The 18,746-nt window shown below is 61.5% G+C and carries 21 protein-coding genes; 11 read left to right on the top strand and 10 right to left on the bottom strand.

The window, feature by feature from the left end; all coding sequences use genetic code 11:
- Positions 1 to 51: 51 nt before the first annotated feature.
- Positions 52 to 444 carry a VOC family protein gene (locus HP556_RS16910; protein ID WP_089265890.1) on the bottom strand — a complete coding sequence of 131 codons (393 nt, stop codon included), beginning with the start codon at positions 442 to 444 and terminating at the stop codon, positions 52 to 54.
- A 172-nt stretch (positions 445 to 616) separates the two neighbouring features.
- On the opposite strand from HP556_RS16910, the gene HP556_RS16915 reads away from it, so the two are divergent.
- The 3 genes from HP556_RS16915 (at position 617) to HP556_RS16925 (ending at position 3,028) form a co-directional block, all read left to right on the top strand.
- Positions 617 to 1,717: a calcium:cation antiporter gene (locus HP556_RS16915; protein ID WP_120288005.1), complete on the top strand. Its 1,101-nt coding sequence runs from the start codon at positions 617 to 619 to the stop codon at positions 1,715 to 1,717.
- Between the two features lie 20 nt (positions 1,718 to 1,737).
- The gene (locus HP556_RS16920; RefSeq protein WP_068730343.1) at positions 1,738 to 2,025 is read left to right on the top strand and encodes a cupin domain-containing protein; all 288 of its coding nucleotides are present in this window, start codon (positions 1,738 to 1,740) and stop codon (positions 2,023 to 2,025) included.
- A 166-nt stretch (positions 2,026 to 2,191) separates the two neighbouring features.
- Positions 2,192 to 3,028, top strand: a complete 837-nt coding sequence (locus tag HP556_RS16925) for a hypothetical protein (RefSeq protein ID WP_338117580.1) — start codon at positions 2,192 to 2,194, stop codon at positions 3,026 to 3,028.
- A gap of 84 nt (positions 3,029 to 3,112) precedes the next feature.
- Here HP556_RS16925 and HP556_RS16930 read toward each other — a convergent pair whose 3' ends face one another.
- Together HP556_RS16930 and rpsU are read right to left on the bottom strand one after the other, a co-directional pair.
- Positions 3,113 to 3,772 carry a tetratricopeptide repeat protein gene (locus HP556_RS16930; RefSeq protein ID WP_175367821.1) on the bottom strand — a complete coding sequence of 220 codons (660 nt, stop codon included), beginning with the start codon at positions 3,770 to 3,772 and terminating at the stop codon, positions 3,113 to 3,115.
- Between the two features lie 170 nt (positions 3,773 to 3,942).
- Entirely contained in the window at positions 3,943 to 4,245 is a 303-nt protein-coding gene (gene rpsU / locus HP556_RS16935) for a 30S ribosomal protein S21 (RefSeq protein ID WP_089265892.1), read from the bottom strand.
- Between the two features lie 283 nt (positions 4,246 to 4,528).
- On the opposite strand from rpsU, the gene aqpZ reads away from it, so the two are divergent.
- Positions 4,529 to 5,251 carry an aquaporin Z gene (aqpZ, locus tag HP556_RS16940; RefSeq protein WP_093757126.1) on the top strand — a complete coding sequence of 241 codons (723 nt, stop codon included), beginning with the start codon at positions 4,529 to 4,531 and terminating at the stop codon, positions 5,249 to 5,251.
- A gap of 26 nt (positions 5,252 to 5,277) precedes the next feature.
- Here aqpZ and HP556_RS16945 read toward each other — a convergent pair whose 3' ends face one another.
- From HP556_RS16945 to HP556_RS30490, 3 genes are read right to left on the bottom strand one after another with little or no spacing between them, the layout of a single operon-like run.
- Positions 5,278 to 6,363 carry a 5-(carboxyamino)imidazole ribonucleotide synthase gene (locus HP556_RS16945; RefSeq protein WP_309943157.1) on the bottom strand — a complete coding sequence of 362 codons (1,086 nt, stop codon included), beginning with the start codon at positions 6,361 to 6,363 and terminating at the stop codon, positions 5,278 to 5,280.
- Positions 6,364 to 6,371: 8 nt separating this feature from the next.
- Positions 6,372 to 6,860, bottom strand: coding sequence for a 5-(carboxyamino)imidazole ribonucleotide mutase (purE, locus tag HP556_RS16950; RefSeq protein WP_068728790.1), 489 nt, complete (start codon positions 6,858 to 6,860; stop codon positions 6,372 to 6,374).
- Positions 6,857 to 7,108: a hypothetical protein gene (locus HP556_RS30490; RefSeq protein WP_338117581.1), complete on the bottom strand. Its 252-nt coding sequence runs from the start codon at positions 7,106 to 7,108 to the stop codon at positions 6,857 to 6,859. The genes purE and HP556_RS30490 overlap by 4 nt, the downstream gene beginning before the upstream one ends.
- 1 nt (position 7,109) lies before the next feature.
- On the opposite strand from HP556_RS30490, the gene HP556_RS16955 reads away from it, so the two are divergent.
- Positions 7,110 to 7,403 carry a hypothetical protein gene (locus HP556_RS16955; RefSeq protein ID WP_338117582.1) on the top strand — a complete coding sequence of 98 codons (294 nt, stop codon included), beginning with the start codon at positions 7,110 to 7,112 and terminating at the stop codon, positions 7,401 to 7,403.
- 26 nt (positions 7,404 to 7,429) lie between these two features.
- On the opposite strand, the gene HP556_RS16960 is transcribed toward HP556_RS16955, so the two are convergent.
- Positions 7,430 to 7,681, bottom strand: a complete 252-nt coding sequence (locus HP556_RS16960) for a hypothetical protein (RefSeq protein WP_089265896.1) — start codon at positions 7,679 to 7,681, stop codon at positions 7,430 to 7,432.
- Positions 7,682 to 8,105: 424 nt separating this feature from the next.
- Positions 8,106 to 8,312 (bottom strand): YdcH family protein, encoded by a 207-nt coding sequence (locus HP556_RS16965; RefSeq protein WP_068728782.1) that lies wholly within the window; start codon positions 8,310 to 8,312, stop codon positions 8,106 to 8,108.
- Between the two features lie 249 nt (positions 8,313 to 8,561).
- Between HP556_RS16965 and HP556_RS16970 the strand changes: the two genes are divergently transcribed.
- A complete protein-coding gene (locus HP556_RS16970) occupies positions 8,562 to 8,747 on the top strand; it encodes a YdcH family protein (protein WP_068728781.1) in 186 nt (61 codons plus the stop codon).
- 168 nt (positions 8,748 to 8,915) lie between these two features.
- On the opposite strand, the gene HP556_RS16975 is transcribed toward HP556_RS16970, so the two are convergent.
- The gene (locus HP556_RS16975; protein ID WP_120287130.1) at positions 8,916 to 10,019 is read right to left on the bottom strand and encodes an NAD(P)/FAD-dependent oxidoreductase; all 1,104 of its coding nucleotides are present in this window, start codon (positions 10,017 to 10,019) and stop codon (positions 8,916 to 8,918) included.
- A gap of 190 nt (positions 10,020 to 10,209) precedes the next feature.
- On the opposite strand from HP556_RS16975, the gene HP556_RS16980 reads away from it, so the two are divergent.
- The 4 genes from HP556_RS16980 to HP556_RS16995 all read left to right on the top strand — a co-directional run bounded on the left by HP556_RS16980 (position 10,210) and on the right by HP556_RS16995 (position 15,834).
- Positions 10,210 to 12,879, top strand: coding sequence for a sensor domain-containing protein (locus HP556_RS16980; RefSeq protein WP_120287129.1), 2,670 nt, complete (start codon positions 10,210 to 10,212; stop codon positions 12,877 to 12,879).
- Between the two features lie 65 nt (positions 12,880 to 12,944).
- The gene (locus HP556_RS16985; protein ID WP_175367824.1) at positions 12,945 to 14,111 is read left to right on the top strand and encodes an ABC transporter ATP-binding protein; all 1,167 of its coding nucleotides are present in this window, start codon (positions 12,945 to 12,947) and stop codon (positions 14,109 to 14,111) included.
- Complete coding sequence (locus tag HP556_RS16990) at positions 14,108 to 15,019, top strand: ABC transporter permease (RefSeq protein ID WP_175367825.1); 912 nt, start codon at positions 14,108 to 14,110, stop codon at positions 15,017 to 15,019. Before HP556_RS16985 ends, HP556_RS16990 begins: the two co-directional genes overlap by 4 nt.
- Entirely contained in the window at positions 15,019 to 15,834 is an 816-nt protein-coding gene (locus HP556_RS16995) for an ABC transporter permease (RefSeq protein ID WP_175367826.1), read from the top strand. Before HP556_RS16990 ends, HP556_RS16995 begins: the two co-directional genes overlap by 1 nt.
- A gap of 9 nt (positions 15,835 to 15,843) precedes the next feature.
- On the opposite strand, the gene HP556_RS17000 is transcribed toward HP556_RS16995, so the two are convergent.
- Positions 15,844 to 17,772, bottom strand: a complete 1,929-nt coding sequence (locus HP556_RS17000; protein ID WP_175367827.1) for an AsmA family protein — start codon at positions 17,770 to 17,772, stop codon at positions 15,844 to 15,846.
- 265 nt (positions 17,773 to 18,037) lie between these two features.
- On the opposite strand from HP556_RS17000, the gene HP556_RS17005 reads away from it, so the two are divergent.
- Positions 18,038 to 18,742, top strand: coding sequence for a CoA transferase subunit A (locus tag HP556_RS17005; RefSeq protein ID WP_068728766.1), 705 nt, complete (start codon positions 18,038 to 18,040; stop codon positions 18,740 to 18,742).
- Positions 18,743 to 18,746 lie beyond the last annotated feature (4 nt).

Raw genomic sequence — 18,746 nt, forward strand, 5'->3', positions numbered from 1 at the left:
GGACTTCGTTAAAACGCCCGGCTACAAGCCGGGCGTCTTCCGTTTGGAACGTCAGCTCGCAGCGTCTTCCTTTGGCAAGCGATACAGCGCGCACAGCTTGTTGCCGTCGGGGTCGCGCAGATAGGCCAGATAAAGCTTCACGCCACCTTCGCGGATGCCCGGCGGTTCTTCGCAGGTGGTGGCGCCATTGGCGATGCCGGCGGCGTGCCAGGCATCGGCTTCTTCCTGCGATTTGGCGAGAAAGCCGATGGTGCCGCCATTGGCAGCGCAAGCAGGCTCGCCATTGATCGGCTTCGACACCGAGAAAGTACCGGTCTTGGTCCGCCAGAAAACCCGGTGGCGATCGACGGCGCCGGGCGGGACGCCCAGCGTGCCGAGCAGCTTGTCATAAAACGACTTCGCGGCTTCGAGGTCGTTGGTGCCGATCATGACATGTGAAAACATCTCGCTTCCTCTCCCACTTTCTTGCAAACTCACCTTCAGGTGATACGCAACTATACGCATCATATGCAGTTTGGCGAGACGGCATGATCCCGCCGCGCAATCGGTTTTGTGGGTCTGCAATAGCGGCGTGTCGCTTGCTGCCGAACCCGTTTTCAATCAGGACACTTGCTTGATGTCAGCACATCCCATGCCCAGATCGTCCTGGATTTTCCCCACGTTGGCCGTTCTGCTTTTTATCGCGACGTCAATTCCTTCGCTCGGGATCGGATTCACGGAGACGACTGCTGGCATTGTGTTCGCGGTTGTTCTGCTGGTCATCCTGTTCGGCACGGTGTTCGCCGCCGTGCATCATGCCGAAGTCATCGCACACAAGATCGGCGAACCGTTCGGCACGCTGTTGCTGACACTGGCCGTGACTATCATCGAGGTGGCGCTGATCGCCTCCATCATGCTGGGTGACAAGGCCGTCCCGACGCTGGCGCGCGATACTGTCTTCGCGGTGGTGATGATCGTTTGCAACGGTTTGGTCGGCATCTGCATCCTCGTTGGAGGGTTGCGTTACCGAGAGCAGGATTTTCAGGTCACGGGGTCGAATATTTATCTCAGCGTACTGATTGTGATGGCGACCATCACGCTGATCCTGCCGAATTACACCCTGACCACTCCGGGACCGTTCTACTCGAACGCACAGCTCGCTTTTGTCAGCGTCGCCACCATCATGCTCTATGCGGTGTTTCTCTACACACAGACCATCCGACATCAGGATTACTTCGTTGCAGACGGAAGTGGCGAAGGTGCCGCAGGCGGGCATGTTTCCAACCGTCTGCTGGTCGTCAGCGCCGTTTTGCTGCTGGTCTCGTTGCTGGCGGTGGTGCTGCTGGCGAAGAAATTCTCGCTGGTGGTGGACGCCGGTATCGAACGGATCGGTGCACCGGAAGCTTTCGCCGGCATTCTCGTGGCGCTGCTGATCTTGCTGCCGGAAAGCGTCGCCGCTATTTCTGCGGCGCGTGGCAACGATCTGCAGAAGAGCATCAACCTCGCACTCGGTTCATCGCTCGCCACCATCGGACTGACGATACCTGCGGTTGCGGTGGCGGCCTATGCGTTGAACAAGGAACTGGTGCTCGGTCTCAGTGCGCAGAAGATGGTGCTGCTGGTGATGACGTTCGTGCTGAGCATGCTGACCTTTGGCACCGGACGCACAAACATCCTGTTCGGGCTGGTTCACTTGGTGGTGTTTGCGGTATTCATCTTCATGGTGTTTGTGCCGTGACCACTTTGGAGAATGAGACAATGCTCGCTGCCCAGTCCGATGTTCAGCAGGACACGCCCGAAGTTCGCGTCACCGAATGGCGACTCGCGCCTGGCGCGGCGACTGGTCACCACACCCATGGGATGGACTATGTGATCGTGCCGATCACCACGAGCGTGATGACCATCGTTGCGCCGGACGGCACCCGATCGCAGGCGCCGATCACGACCGGCAAATCCTATTTCCGCAAGGCAGGCGTCGAGCATGACGTTCTGAATGAAACCGACAAGGAAATCGTGTTTCTCGAGGTCGAGGTTAAGAAAGCTTAACCTTGTCTGCCTCCAGCGGCTGCCGGTTCATTGTGTTTAGCCTGCTGAGGACCACCTGAAACAATTCAATGCGACGGATTGGAACTTTGCCTTCGATCCGTCGCGATTGATCCCTGAATCAGCCTCAAATTCCTAGCATGAAGCAGCTTGGGGAAGAGGCCGGTTCATGCTGCACAAGTATCTCTCGAAGTTCACCATCGATATCTTGCCGTCGATTCTGGCGACGATCGTGGGTGCCTATATCGTCAATCACTACATCATCCCGAAGGCGAGCCCGGATCGCCCCGCTGCGGCTGTTGCATCGACGCCTGCGGAGCCGAAGCCTGACACCAACGCAGCGACAGCTAAGCCCGCCGAGAATTCTGCCGACCTCGCCAATCTGCCCGAATCGGTCCCGGCCAAGGCCGGCGACAAGCCGGTGGTCGAGAAGGCCAGCATCGAAAAGCCCGAGGCGGCCACGACACCCGAGTCGCGCCGCCATCAGCCGGCATTGCGCGAGAAGGCAGCGGTCAAACCCGCGCCGGCTCCGGCCGCGCCTGCGCCCGTCCTTGCCACCGTGGGCACTGCGCCGGCGGCGAATGCCAGCGCGGATGAACGCCGCGACGCCAACGATCTCGCCCGTGCGGCCATCGAGCGCCTGAACCGCAGCGAGCCGCGACCCCAGGAAGCTGCTCGTACGCCTGAGACCCCGCGCCCTCCGGAGGCGCCGCGGGTGCAGGAAGCCGCACGGACTGTTCCCCCTCCGTCGATGCAGCAGCTGCCGCCGCCGATCGTGGTGGCGACGCCAAGCGTCGAGAAGCTCGATCCTATGCCCTCGCAGGCCGAACGCCCCGAAGTACGTCGCATTCGTCCGCCCGGTGACATCCCGACGCCGCAGCCGATGGATCTGCAAGCGGATGCTGCTGGCACACCGCGATCTGAGCGCACCAACGTGGCCGAAGATGTGCTGTCTGCGGCAAAGTCGGTGTTCAATTCGGTGATCCCGCGCCCGTTCGAGCGGTAAGGGAACGGTGGATTTTCCGCGCGCCGCTCTCACGCATGCAGGGCGACGTCGTATTGGTATCAGCCTGACTCCTGCCAGCTTTAGCTAGCCCGCGCGTCCACCCGTGCGGGCGAGGCCGTTCCGCGCGGCATCGTCCTTCGGGCGCAGCGCGACCGCGCGGCTGTAGGAGTCTGCGGCCTTGGCCCTGTCGCCAAGCTTCTCATAGGTCGCGCCGCGGGTCAGCCAGACCTGCGCATTGCCCGGTGCCACCTGCGAAGCCTCGTCGAGATCCGCTGCGGCTTCCTGGTTTTTGCCGAGGGCGAGATAGCATTGCGCGCGGCCGAGCAGGGGATCGGCCTGCTGCGGCGTCAGGCCGTTGGCCGACGTAAAATCCGCGATGGCAAATTCATATTTCTTCTCGGACTGATAGAGCAGCCCGCGTTGGTAGAAGGTCTGCGCACTGTGCGGATCGAGGTCGAGTGCCTGATTGAAGGCCAGCAGCGCGTCATCGGGTTTGCCGGATTGTGCGAGCGCCTGCGCGCGTGCAGCGTGGATCTGTGCATCCTGCGGATTGGTCTTGCCGGCATTCGCGGGCGGCGGAGGCGCCAGAGCCGTCGTCTTCGGTTCGTCCTTGTCAGACCCTGGTGTTAGTGACGACAGGTTGAACGAGCATCCGGTGCCGCACAGACCCGTAACGATAAGGGCAATCGCGGTAAGACCGCGGGCGCCGAAGCGGGACGGGGACTTGCGGACGGGACATTCCATGCAGGGCCAATCTCACGCAGCGACCAATGACCTATTGGTAGCGCGACATCGGGCAAAATGCACCCGATCAAGACCAGCGCGCCAAAGAAGTAGTTCGCGCAAAAAGCAACTGCGCAAAAAAATAACGCGGGCTTTGGCCCGCGTTATCAAACTCGGTGGATGAAGTGCGCTTAGCGCGCCGGACGCGGAGCGCCTGCGCCGCCAGCGCCGGGACGGCCGCCACGATCGGCGCCAGGACCCGCGCCGAACACCGGCTTCGGCTTCATCGGCAGCAGGCCTTCGCGCTGCAGCTTCTTGCGAGCCAGCTTGCGTGCGCGACGCACAGCCTCAGCCTTCTCGCGAGCCTTCTTCTCAGAGGGCTTCTCGTAGTGACCGCGGAGCTTCATCTCGCGGAAAATACCCTCGCGCTGCATCTTCTTCTTCAGCGCCTTGAGAGCCTGATCGACGTTATTATCGCGAACGAGAACCTGCACGCGGCATCCTCTTTTCAATTGATCGGATTTGAATTTCGGTAAAGTGAAGGGCCGACAAAGGCCATGCCCTTAACCTCAAGGGCGCCGATGTACCAGATGAAATGGCGAATGTCCACCTTGCGGCGCCGTCATTTTAACCTTCTGGGCCGGGAAAATAACGTATTTTTTCCGAATTTTCCCGGGTGGGGATAGGGCAGGTTCCCTGTCTCGACAGGTATTGGAGCACGGACGCATAATTCCCGTGGCGACTCAGCCGGGACGCCGATTACGACCGGAGAGCATCATGAATGGGAAAAAATACGCGGCCGAGCTGATCGGCACCTTTTGGCTCACATTTGCAGGCTGCGGCAGTGCCGTAATAGCGGCGGCATTTCCGCAGGTCGGTATCGGTCTCGTCGGCGTCTCGCTGGCCTTCGGCCTCAGCGTCGTGACCATGGCCTATGCCATCGGCCACGTTTCGGGCTGCCATCTCAATCCTGCGGTCACCGTGGGCCTTGCGGCGGGTGGACGTTTCCCCGCCGGCCAGATTCTCCCTTATGTGATTGCGCAGGTCGTCGGTGCGGTTGCAGGTGCGGCCGTGTTGTATGTCATCGCCAGCGGCGCTGCCGGTTTCGACCTTGCCAAGGGCTTTGCGTCGAACGGCTACGGCGATCATTCGCCCGGCAAATACAGCATGGTCGCGGGCTTCATCATGGAAGTGGTGATGACCATGATGTTCCTGTTCATCATCATGGGCTCCACACACGGCAAGGCCCCTGCGGGCTTCGCGCCGCTGGCAATCGGGCTTGCGCTGGTGATGATCCACCTCGTCAGCATTCCAGTCACCAACACGTCGGTGAATCCGGCGCGCAGCACTGGGCCGGCATTGTTTGTCGGCGGCTGGGCACTGCAGCAGTTGTGGCTGTTCTGGGTGGCACCGCTGGTTGGCGGTGTTCTCGGCGGCGCGATCTATCGCTGGCTGAGTGACGAGCCCACTGGTGTGGTGGAAGGCAAGGCGACCGCCTGACGAATGAGGCGGTGAAGCCGGCGCCGTTACGTCGCCGGCTTCACTTCAACCACGTGGCCCATCTTGCGGCCGGGCTTCGGCGCGCCCTTGCCATAGAGATGCACGGTGGCGCCGGGGACGGTAAGCCACTTGCCGTAGTCGAGAATGTCGTCGCCGATCAGGTTGATCATGGTGACCTGGCCGTGGCGGACGGGTTTGGCGAGCGGCCAGCCGGCGATGGCGCGGATGTGCTGTTCGAATTGCGACACCGAGGCGCCATCGAGCGTCCAGTGGCCGGAATTATGCACGCGCGGCGCAATTTCGTTCACGACAAGCGTCGCGCTGTCCTTACCGGGCACGACAAACAGTTCGACGGCAAAGACGCCGACATAGCCCAGCGCAGTGCCGATCTTCTCGGCGATCTCGCGTGCCTTCGCGGCAAGCGCGTCGGAGATGCGTGCGGGCGCATAGGAGAATTTCAGGATGTGATCGCGGTGCTCGTTCTCGGTGACGTCGAAACATTCGACTTGACCGTCGGCGCCGCGTGCAGCGATGACCGAGACCTCGCGTTCGAACGGCACGAAGGCTTCAAGGATCGCGGAATTGGTGCCGAGGTCCTTCCAGACCTGATCGAGATCGTCACCCTCGCGGATGATTGCCTGGCCCTTGCCGTCATAACCGAAGCGACGTGTCTTGATGACAGCTGGCAGACCGATCTTCTTGACCGCGGCATGAAGCTCGCCAGCATTCGCAACACCTGCGTAACCGGCCGTGCCGATACCCAGTGACGTTACAAAATCCTTCTCGGCCAGACGATCCTGCGTGGTCTGCAGGATTGTCTGTGCGGGCAGAACCGGGCGCCGCGCGTCGAGGATCATCGCGGTGGCGGCCGGCACGTTCTCGAATTCGTAGGTGATGACGTCGCAATCACTGGCGAACAGTTCGAGCGCCTCGACATCCGCATATTCAGCACATGTCGCGTTCTGCACCACATCGAAAGCCGGCGAATCCGGATCCGGTGAAAAAACCTGACAGCGGAGGCCGAGGCGTGCTGCGGACATCGCCAACATGCGACCGAGCTGGCCGCCACCGAGAATGCCGATCGTATCGCCCGGCTTGAGAACCTTCGTCACCACAGCGCTCACGCCGCACCTTCCGGCTTTTCAGCCACGGCATCGGTCTGCGCCTTGCGCCAGGCGGCGAGCTTTGTCGCCAGTGCCGTGTCGTGCAGCGCCAGCACGCTCGCTGCGAGCAGTGCCGCATTGATCGCGCCGGGCTTGCCGATGGCCAGCGTGCCGACGGGCACGCCGCCCGGCATCTGTACGATCGAATAAAGCGAGTCGACGCCGGACAGCGCCTTGGATTCCACGGGCACGCCGAACACCGGGAGCTCCGTCAACGCCGCGGCCATGCCGGGCAAATGTGCAGCGCCGCCGGCACCGGCGATGATGATCTGGAAGCCCGCTGCCTTGGCGCCCTTGGCGAATGCGACCAGCCGGTCCGGCGTGCGGTGGGCCGAGACGATGCGCGCCTCATGGGATACGCCGAGCGCGGTCAGCGTTTCGGCGGCGTGGCGCATGGTTTCCCAGTCCGACTGGCTTCCCATAATAATGGCGACGGGCGCGGTCATTCCGTATTTTCTTTCGCGAATCCAGAAAGATAGGCTGGAAATACAATGTCGTCCCCTTGCGTGGCAAGGAGCGTGGCAAACATGATCTCGTCTTGGTGAAGACTGGCAAGCCTTGTAACAAATCCCATGCAAAAGAAAACCCGAACGCCTGCTGCAAAGTCAGTCAAACGTTCCATGAAGCCGGCAGTTCGGGGTTCCAAGGCGTTGGTGTCGCTGCCGAAAAGCCGCGCGTCGGCGGCAGCGCTCACGATGCGGCGGCTGGAAGCGCAACTCACACAGGCGGAGGCGAAGATTGCCGAATTGCGAGCTTCGGCGGAAACCGACTTCCTGCTCGACATTCTCAACCGCCGTGGCTTTGTCCGCGAGCTGACCCGCGCCGTGGCGATCGACCAGCTCACTTTCGTCTTCCGCGACATCAACGTGTCGGCTGGCGCCTCTGCAGGCGTCGCACTGCTGGGTCCCGATGTCGATGGCGAAGCCGCGTTGGTTCAGGCCGACAGGGCGATGTATGTGCGCAAGACCGCGCGACGCGCGAAAGTGTAGTTAGTCGATTGTCGGCGTTGGCGCCCTTACAGCGCGCTGAGGTCGTTTGGCACTTCGCCAAAGGCGCGGATCACCTGGGCGTCGCCGAACTCGCCGATCATCGGATCGCCGGTACGGCTGAAGGCCAGTGCGCCGATCGAACCTGGCGCACGGGACAATAGTTCGGCGCGGCGGATGGCGCCGGATGCGCTCTGACATTCCTCGGCGGCACCGGCGGCCGGCGAACCAGAGTCGTCGTGTAGGAAGGGCAGTGCGACATAATAGGTGATATCGGCCATGGTGCCCTCACGAGTCGATTGATCTCGGCACAAGAATGTTCTTATTTTGTTCTTATTGTCAAGTTTCGACAGCGCCTCGTTTGCAGTCGCCCCATTCCGCTCCTATTAGGCCGCAATAGCTGGCTTGCGCGTTGCGAGCGTCACGTCGGCTAGCGCGAGCGCCATGGCGATCAATTCGCGGAGCCCAGCAGTTTTCACCGCGCCACAATGCGATGCTGGCCAGAATTAAGTCTGGCTGTCGTGCCTACGATGCCGCGCGAAAAGAGCGGCGGCCGTCGCGAAGCAAGGTTTTGACGACGGGCGAGTTCAACGCCCAGCCTGCTGCATTCACGCGAGTTAAAGGAAGCCGATCCATCGATCATCGCGCGTTGAGTTCGCAGTCCTGGCCGTTCTTCAACCCACAGCCACAGCGTGACGCATTGTCTCAGGCAATAATATCCGGGGTGATCTGATCTTCGATGAAGGAGATCCGGTCTTTCAGCTGAAGCTTCCTCTTCTTCAACCGCTGCAGTCGCAAAAGATCGGGTGCCGGTGAATGTTGCAAGGCATCGATAGCGGCGTCGAGGTCGCGATGTTCCTGCTGCAATCGGGCGAGTTCTAACGGGAGTTCGCGATCTTCGTCGTCGTTCATGTTTCTAGCTGACTGGATTCGCAAGTCATTTGCGAGGAATTTCTAGGATGACTATCGCCGGTGCAGGCGCACCACGCAAGCCGTCCGGTTCCATGTTTTTGCGGCGCGATCAGGTCACGATTCGTTTCACACGATACCTGAAACTCAAAATACACTTTTCAATACCCATCGACAGATGTCCACCGTCATGTAGAATTCATCGTCCAACCGAACGTATCCTGAGGTTCAATCCTACCGAGGAGTTTTCGAATGGCACTACAGGCGCATCTCGTCGAACTGGAACGCAAGCACAAAGTTCTCGAAAGCGAATTGCACGAAGCGCTCGTGCACCTGTCTACCGACGATCTCCGCATCGTCGAACTCAAGCGTCGAAAACTGATGGTCAGGGACGAAATCCAGCGTCTCAAAAATGGGGCCAGCGAAACGGTGCACTGATCAACGGCTGCACTGATCAGCGAACGATAAATCACAGCATCGACATCGCCGTCTACGTCACTGCTTTCGCGTAGGTGCGATGACGTCTTCCCCTCATCCCGCGATAGGTTTGCGACGAAGCTCCAGTATTCGGTTGGCCTGGATCGCTTCGCCTGCAACCTTTCGCGTTCAATGTCCCGCCATCTCAGCCACGTAGTCCGCGATGGCCAGCGATGATGTCAGCCCCGGTGACTCGATGCCGAAGAGGTTGATAAGGCCCGGCACGCCATGGGTCTGGGCACCCTGGATCATGAAGTCCTGCACCGCGACTGCGGGCGGCACGATCTTCGGCCGCATTCCGGAATAGCTTGGCATCAATGCGCCGTCCGGCAGACTCGGCCAGTAGCGCCTGATGGCCGGATAGAACCTCTCTCCGCGTGCCGGATCGACCGTGTAGTCGATATGATCCACCCACTCGACGTCAGGGCCGAAACGCGCCTGGCCGGCCAGATCGAGCGTGAGATGCACGCCGAGGCCGCCCGGTTCCGGCACGGGATAGATCAGCCGCGAGAACGGTGCTTTCGCATTGCAGCTGAAGTAGCAGCCCTTCGCCAGATAAGCGGGCGGTATGAGGTCGAGCGGCATGCCGTCGAGCATGCGAGCGATCGCGGTTGCGGACAGGCCTGCTGAATTGATCAGCATGTCGCAGGCTAGTGTCATCGGAGCTTCGCCGCCGACATCCAGTTCGAAACCGTCGGCGGTGACCCGGCCACGTTCCAGGGGCGCGAGGAATGCGAAGGCCGCGCCCGCGGCTTCCGCTTCACCGCGCAGCGACAACATGTAGCTGTGGCTGTCGACGATCCCCGTGGAGGGGGACAACAGCGCGGCTTCGCAAGCCAGTGCCGGCTCCAGCGCCCGTGCCTCTGTCCCGGATAATTGCTTGAGGTCAGCGACGCCATTGGCTTCGGCATGCGCTTTGATCGACGCCAGTTTGGCTATCTCCTCCGGACGTGTGGCGACGATCAGTTTCCCGGAGTTGCGATGTGGGATGCCGCGATCGCGGCAATAATCATAGAGCGCCTGTTTTCCAGCGACGCAGAGCCGTGCCATCAGGCTTCCGGCCGGATAATAGATGCCGGCATGGATGACCTCGCTGTTGCGCGACGAGGTCACGGTACCGATCGCGTCCGCGGCCTCTAGCACGATGACCTCGCGTCCCGCTTCCGCCAGTCGCCGGGCGATCGCAAGACCCACGACGCCGGCGCCCACCACCACGCATTCAACCTTGTCCATGTCGCGTCCGATAGTTTGCTGCGCCGGTCAGCTGCGGTTCGACCTTGCGCATGTGGCGCATTAGTAAAACATTAAGCATCACAGCTAATTACCACCAAATTTCGCCGCATTCTGCAGGTGCGACGATACGCATTTACCTGATCCACATACCTGTAACCAAACACTCACGCTGCGAATACGCGGGTGTGTAATGACTGGCAAGATCGGGCGATCAGACAGCAAGGCGGCAGTGTCCGTCATCGCAGTCGCGTGCCTTCTCGGCAGCATTGCCGGAGCCCACGCAGAATCTCCGGCGGTTCATTATATCAGTGAACTCGACCCGCAAATGATCTGGCAGATCCTCATCGGTGGATTTGTCGCGCTGGCATTTCTCGCCGCCATTGTGCTGTGGGTCGCCTCGGCACTGCGCAATGTGCGTCGCGAGCAGCATCGTCGCAATGCGTTTGTCGGTTCTGCCCTCAATCATCTCGGCCAAGGCATCGTGATGCTCGACGACCAGAAGCGGGTCGTGTTTTGCAACGATCGCTATCTTGAGATCTACGACCTGACGCGCGCCGACATCACCAAGGATATTACCGGTCCAGAATTGCGTGAGTTACGCCGCCAGCGTGGCAAGCTCGATCTGGCCACCCAGAGCTTCTACGAGCAGACTGTTTCCGCCGGCGAGTACATTGCCGAAATGCCCGGCGGGCAATCCGTTCACGTCAAGTTCAGCCGGCTTCCCAATGGCGGCGCCATTGGCATTCATGAGGACTGCACCGAGCAGCGTTTCCTGCAGCGCGAGCTTGCGACCACCAAGCAATTCCTCGAATCTGTCCTTGATCACGTCCCGATCTGCGTCGCGGCCAAGACCATTGACGATGGCCGCTATATCTTCGCCAACCGGGCTTTCGAGACCTTCTCTCGGCTCTCGCGCGATAAGATCGTTGGCAAGCGACCGGATCAGATATTCTCCGCACAGTCTGCGAAAGCGATTGCCGAAGCCGATGCCCTAGCAGTGGAAACGCGCAGTCAGTGTCGCAGCGAGTTCAATGTGGAGATTGGTTCAGACCTCCGCACGCTGGATAGCAATCGCGTGATTGCCTTTAACGAACGCAATGAGCCGGCATTTCTGATTGCGCTGTTCGAGGATGTGACCGACCGCAAGTCGCTGTCCAAGGAACTGGAGAACGCCAAGAAATTCCTTGAGACCGTGCTCGACAACATTCCTGTGTCGCTGATGGTGCAACAGATCAGCACCGGTCGTTATCTGTTCGCCAACCGCGGCGCAGAGGTCATTTTGGGTCGCAAGCGCGAAGACGCTATCGGTCTGACCGTTCCCGAAATGCTTCGCCCGGAAGAAGCGAAGCTGATCGTCAGCCGGGATCAGGCCGCGATCAGGGGCCGAACACCGATTGCGGAAGAGCATCCGATCAGCACGCGCGACGGATTGCGGCTGTTCCTGACCCGGCGGGTCACCGTGCTCGACGAAGCAGGCGAGCCGCAATATCTGATCAAGACCCACGAAGATGTCACCGACCGTCGCCAGACCGAGGCGCGGATGGCGCATATGGCCTATCACGACGGCCTGACCGATCTGCCGAACCGCCCGGCCTTCTTGCAGGCTCTGTCGCAGATGATCGATGCCTGCGGCGAGACCTCTGAGGAATTCGCGGTGCTGTCGATCGATCTCGACGGCCTGAAGGAGGTCAACGATGTCTTCGGTCACGCCATCGGTGACAAGCTGCTGATCGAAGTGTCGCGTCGTGTCGATGCAGCCGTGGGCGGCGGAGTTGTGGCGCGGCTCGGCGGTGACGAGTTCGGCGTGATCATCGACGGCGCGCAGCCCGCGGCTGGGCTGTTGATCGCAGAGCGGATCTCCGCGGCCCTTGCGGAGGAATTCCCGATCGAGGGCAAATCGGTGCGGACGGGCGTCACCACGGGCATCTCGCTGTTCCCGCGCGACGGCCATGACCCGGCCGCGTTGCTGGCGAATTCCGGCGCGGCGCTGTTCCGTGCCAAGTCGCAGTCGCGCGGTTCGATCAGCATCTTCGAGCCGCAAATGGACCAGCAACTGCGCGATCGCCGCGTGCTGCATCAGGACCTCTCGGCCGCGATCCGCAATGGCGAATTGTCGCTGCACTACCAACCCCAGGCTCGCGCTGGCCAGACCGTCGTCGATGCCGACATTACGGGCTTCGAGGCACTGGCGCGGTGGATTCATCCGACGCGCGGTTTCGTGCCGCCCGGAGACTTCATTCCGCTGGCCGAAGAAAGTGGCCTGATCGTCGAGATGGGCGAGTGGATCCTGCGCCAGGCCTGCCTTGAGGCTGCCTCGTGGCCGGTCCCGCTGCAGATCGCGGTCAATCTGTCGCCCGCGCAGTTCATGCATGGTGATCTTGTCGGCCTCGTGCATTCGATCCTGCTCGAAACCGGCCTGCAGCCCGGTCGCCTTGAGCTGGAAATCACCGAGGGTGTGCTGATCGAGGATTTCGATCGCGGCGTCGCATTGCTGCGGCGGTTGAAGGCGCTCGGCGTGCGCATCTCGATGGACGACTTCGGCTCCGGCTATTCGTCGCTGACCTATCTGCAGGCATTCCCGTTCGACAAGATCAAGATCGACCGCGCTTTCGTGATCAATCTGGGGCTCAATCCGCAGTCCGCTGCCATCGTGCGCGCGGTCATCGGGCTGGGCCATGGCCTCGACGTCGCGATCGTTGCGGAAGGCGTCGAGACCCACGAGCAACTCTGCTTCCTCGCCAGCGAAGGCTGCGACGGCGTACAAGGCTACTTCATCGGGCGTCCTGCCCCGATTGCGCAATATGCTGCGCTGGTCGGACGGATTGCCGCCGCTGCGCCCGCCGCGCGCATGGTCGGTTGAGCGACAGGCCGTTGCGAAGTGCTGATGCTGTTGAGCCCGCGGCGTTCCGCGGCTAGCTTGCGGTTATGACGAATCTCACTGCGACAGTCGCGGATCCGGCGGCCAGCGATGCGCCGGTCATCGCCTATCCCACGCCCTTGCTGCGGATCGACGGTGTCACCAAGAAATTCGGCGCGCATAGCGCAGTCAACGATCTCTCTTTGGACATCAAGGCCGGTGAATTCTTCGCGCTGCTTGGCCCGAGCGGCTGTGGCAAGACCACGTTACTGCGCATGCTGGCTGGTTTCGAAGCGCCGGACACGGGCAAGATCGAGTTGAACGGCGAGGATATCGCCGCGGTCTTGCCGCATCAGCGGCCCGTCAACATGATGTTCCAAAACTACGCGCTGTTTCCGCATCTCAACGTGCGCGACAATATCGGTTTCGGTCTCAAGAGCGCTGGCCTGACGCGTCTCGGCATCGATACGCGGGTTGCCGAGATGGTGGCGCTGGTCAAGCTCCAGGGACTGGAGAAACGCCGGCCGGATCAATTGTCGGGTGGCCAGAAACAACGCGTGGCGCTCGCCCGGGCGCTGGCGCGGCATCCGCAATTGTTGCTGCTCGATGAGCCGCTGGCAGCTCTCGACAAGAAGCTGCGCGAGGAAACCCAGGTCGAGTTGATGGCGCTGCAGCGCCAGCTTGGGACCACCTTCGTGATCGTCACCCACGATCAGGAGGAGGCGATGACCATGGCCGACCGCATCGGCGTCATGAATGAAGGTCGCCTGCAACAGGTCGCGACACCGCGACAGCTCTATGAGGCGCCGGCATCGCGCTGGATCGCGGAGTTCGTCGGCGACATCAACATCATCGAGGGTGGCATCACGCACCGCGACAGTCATCGCCTGACCATTGCAGGCCGCGATGTAGGAACCCTGTTTGCGATCGAGCCGCGACAGCCTGTCGGCGATGCGGTCATCTGCGTTGCGATCCGCCCGGAGAAGATCCGGTTGTCGCGTCGCGGGCCTGCAACGGACCTCATCAATAGCGGCGCCATGAACAGCCTTGAGGGTGTCATTTCCGACGTCGGCTATCTCGGCGGTCGCTCGCTCTACAAAGTGAAGCTCGACCGTGGAGCCACATTGCGGGTCGCTCTCGCCAATACGGCGCGGCTCGATGTCGATGCCTATTCGATCGGCGAGCGCGTTGCGGCATGGTTCGCCCCCGATGATTGCGTGGTGCTGGTTCAATGAGCCGCAATCGCATCTTTACGGCACCGGCGCGGCTGGCTGCGATCCCGCCCTATGTCTGGATGGTGCTGTTCTTTCTGGTACCCTTCGGCTTCGTGCTGAAGATCAGCCTGTCGCAGACAGCGATTGCGCAGCCGCCTTATCTGCCGGTGTTCGGGCTGTCCGAGGGGACCGATGGACTAAAGGCGTCGTTTACCGCGCTGTCGCTGGATAATTTCCGGCTGCTCGTTTCCGACAATCTCTATCTTGCGTCCTATCTGCGCAGTGTCCTCGTCGCGGTGGTGTCGACCCTGATCTTGCTCGCGGTCGGTTATCCCATCGCCTATGGCATGGCGCGGTTGCCGCGGCGCTGGCAGGGCGTCGCAATGATGCTGGTGATCGTGCCGTTCTGGACCTCGTTCCTGATCCGCATCTATGCCTGGATCAACATCCTGCAGCATGACGGTTTGCTCAATAAGGTCCTTCTTGCGCTGCACATCGTGTCGATGCCGGTTGTCTGGCTGTCCACAGACAGCGCGATGTATCTCGGCATCGTCTATTCCTATCTGCCTTTCATGATCCTGCCGCTCTATGCCACGCTGGCGAAGCAGGACCCGTCGCTGATCGAGGCCGCCGCCGATCTCGGCGTCTCGCGCATCGACGCCTTCTGGCTGGTGACGGTTCCTTTGTCCCTGCGCGGCGTCGGCGCCGGTGCACTGCTGTGCTTCATTCCGATCATGGGCGAATTCGTCATACCCGATCTACTCGCCGGATCGAATTCATTGATGATCGGCCAGACGCTGTGGCTCGAATTCTTCACCAACAAGGATTGGCCGGTCGCCTCTGCCACTGCCATCGTGTTGCTCGGACTGCTGTTGATCCCGTTACTGGTCTATGACCGGCTGCAGCGCCGGCAATTGGAGGCGCGCTGATGGCCGTGCATCCGCTCCGCCTGTCGCGCTTTAACGTCACGTCGCTGGTGCTTGGCCTGGCGTTTCTCTATCTGCCGATCGTCATTCTGGTCATCTATTCGTTCAACGCGTCTCGCCTCGTGACCGTGTGGGGCGGCTGGTCGACGCGCTGGTACACCGAATTCTTCAATGACCGCGCGATGCTCGATGCTGCCTGGATGAGCCTTCGCGTGGGGGTCGTGTCAGCAACGCTGGCAACGCTGCTCGGCACTTTGGCCGCGATAGCGTTGACGCGTGGTGCGGGGTTTCGCGGTCGCATGCTGATGTCCGGGATGCTCTACGCGCCGCTGGTGATGCCCGAGGTGATCACCGGCCTGTCACTGCTGCTGCTGTTCGTGGCGCTGGATGCCGGGCGCGGCTTTGTCACGGTGACCATCGCCCACACCACACTCACCATGTGCTTCGTCGCCGTCGTGGTGCAATCGCGCCTCGCGGGGATTGATCGCAGCCTCGAGGAAGCGGCGATGGATCTTGGCCGCGATCCGCTCCGCGCATTTATAGCCGTTACGTTGCCGCTGATCTGGCCGGCCATTGCCGCCGGCTGGATGCTGGCCTTCACGCTGTCGCTGGACGATCTCGTCATCGCGAGTTTTACGACCGGGCCGGGTTCGGCGACGCTACCGATCAGGATCTATTCGGAAGTGCGTCTTGGCGTGAAACCGGAGATCAACGCCATCTGCACGCTGATCGTCGGGTTCATCGCCGTCGTTATCGTGCTGGCATCGCTGGTGTCTAAACTGTCGAGCGCCCGGGGCGAAAGCGCCGCGCCGTTGTAAGGCAAAAAGTTAGTTCGCCTTTGGTGCTGCATCCGCAGGTGCTGCCGCCGCAGGTGCATCGGCGGGCTTATCCGGTTCTGCTACCGGCGCCTGTTTGGGCACGCCCGTAAAGCGCTCGATCACCGAGCGTACGGCGTCGCGGGTCTTGCGATCCTTCACTGCATCCAGCAAAGGCGCCGCGCCCGGCGAACGACGGATCAGGCTTTCTGGATCTGGGAAGATCAGCGGATCGTCCCACGGGCCCTGGATCACGAAAGGCAGCTCGAAGCCGCCGGTGCCATTTGCCGCCGGGTTGAGACTGGCGATGCCCTTGAAGTCATATTCGCGCGCCGGCACCGACGCGGTACCGGTCAGCGTCAGTTTCGCAGCGGGACCATCGATACGGATATCCTGTGCGGTAGCGATGCCGTCGTTGAATTTCACGGACATGTTGAGCGTGTTGAACGGCGTCGAACCCGAGCGGAAATTGCCGGCGCCGGACAGCGGACGTCGCTCCAGCCTTTTCAAAAGCTGTTCGACGTTGAAGCCGCTGATCGCCCCGTCGTGGCCCGTCAGCGTTGCGTTACCGTCAAGCGATTGTGCGAGGCCGAAGGGCGATGAGCCCGAGGCCTCCAGCATCATGCTGAGATTGCCGCGGCCGGTGAGCTTGTTGACGCCGAACAGATCGCTGGCACAGGCCTGCAGGTCGACATCGCTGAACTGGAACTGGGCCTTCACATCGGCCACGGCATCGGAATGGGCGACATTGAACGAACCACGGACGATGCCGCCATACATCTGCGCTTCACCCACCGACAGCGCCAGTGTGCCGCCGCGCAGGTTGGCGCCGAGCGCGGTGCGGCCGAGCACTGAGGAGCCAACTGTGACCTTGGCGGCCGACAGGCGCATATCGAGATCCGTGGTGGACAGCGCGTTCAGATCGAACAACTGCCGGTTCCAGTCACGGGCGCCGGAGGCCAGCAGCCGCACGGTAGACACATAGGGCGTGAAGTCGAGTGCGCCGGCAGCCAGGGTGGCCTGCAGCGTCTGACGGCCGGTGTTGCTGTAGGTCATGACGCCTTCGGCGCTGTTGCCGTCGAGCTCGACATTGACATTGGTCAGCGCGATCGACGGACCGACCAGGCTGGCGCGCGCCTTCAGGGCAAAGCGGCCGAAACCGCCGGAGCCGGGCGGTGCCTGACCGACCCAGCGCAGCGCATTGCGCAGCGACAGGCTGTCAGCAGTCAGCGTGCCTTCCATGACCAGACTGGCCTTGTTGGCGACGGTGCCGTCGAATGCCAGCTTGATCGGCGCACCGGCGATGCGGGCCTTTACACCGGAGCGCTCGCCGGACAGTGCGGCAATGAAGTCGCTGACGCTGAGGCTGCCGTCGATGCGTTCGCCGCGCCAGTCGAACTGGCCGGTTGCAGCGAATGAGCGCGAGATCGATGGCCAGGCCAGTGAGAGGTCGATGTCGCCGAGACGCTCGGTGTTATGCGGATCCTGATAATGCAGCACGCCGTCCTGAATCCGGATCTCGGAGAAGGATAGTGGCTGTTCAGCGCCCGGCCTCATGGTGCGGGCGATGGACTCGATGAATGGCGTCCAGTTGCTTTCGCCGGAGGCCTCGCGGATCACGCGGATACGTGGCCGCAGCATCATCATGTCGGCGATCTCGAAGCGCTGCAGCAGCAGCGGCAACAACCGCAGATTGGCCGTCAACACGTCGACCGTCAAAGCGGGATCGATCGACCCGCCGCCTTTCAGACCAACATCGTGAAACGAGACATAGCTACCCGGAAAGACCGAGACATCCACCGCGCCGTTGACGACGAAATCCAGCCCGGTCACGGCGCGGATCTGGGCCTCCACGGCATGACGCAACGTATCGCGGTTGAGCAGCCACGACATGGCGAACAGCCCGATCACTGCAACACCCAGGAGCGCCGCAATCGGCATCCCCAGGCGTCTTATTCCTTGGGCACTCGTCAATGAACTATCCGGGTTGGTTGGTGGTCACACATAGCGGGGCGGCATCCACGTGCGCCCACGTCCAAGGTCCTCAATTTGAAGGGTTTTCTTGACGCTTTCAAGGCCATAGCGGGGGTGATGGGGTCGCAGTCCCCCGCGATTGACCTGCCGCGGAGTTTCCGCCTAATAATCCACGACATAGCCGCCCGCGCCCGCTGGGTTCTCAGCGCATTCCTGCATCAGGTCGATTCCCATGAACAAGGTCTACCCCGACGCCAAATCGGCACTCGACGGCATTCTCAAGGACGGCATGATGATCATGTCCGGCGGCTTCGGCCTCTGCGGCATTGCCGAGGACCTGTCGGACGCTTTGCGCGATTCCGGGGTCAAGGACCTCACCGTGGTGTCCAATAACGCTGGCGTTGACGGCATCGGCCTGTCGCGCCTGCTGGAAACCCGCCAGATCAAGAAGATGATCTCGTCCTATGTCGGCGAGAACAAGCTGTTCGCCCAGCAGTATCTGGCCGGCGAACTGGAACTCGAATTCTCCCCGCAGGGCACGCTGGCCGAGCGTATCCGTGCCGGCGGCGCCGGCATTCCTGGCTTTTACACCAAGACCGGCGTCGGCACGCTGATCTCGGAAGGCAAGCCGACCATGGAATTCAATGGCGAGACCTACATGCTCGAGCGTGGTCTGTTCGCCGACATTGCCATCGTGCACGCCTGGAAGGGCGATACCGCCGGCAACCTCGTCTATCGCAAGACCGCCCGCAACTTTAACCCGATGATGGCGACCGCCGCCAAGATCACCATTGCCGAAGTCGAGCATCTGGTGCCGGCCGGCGAGATCGACCCGGATCACATTCACACCCCCGGCATTTTTGTGAAGCGCATTGTCGAGGTCGGTACCGGCAAGAAGCGGATCGAAAAAGTCACCTCGCGTCAGCGTCCCGCGTAACCGC

The organism is Tardiphaga robiniae (assembly GCF_013359755.1).
In the GTDB taxonomy this organism is placed as follows: domain Bacteria; phylum Pseudomonadota; class Alphaproteobacteria; order Rhizobiales; family Xanthobacteraceae; genus Tardiphaga; species Tardiphaga robiniae.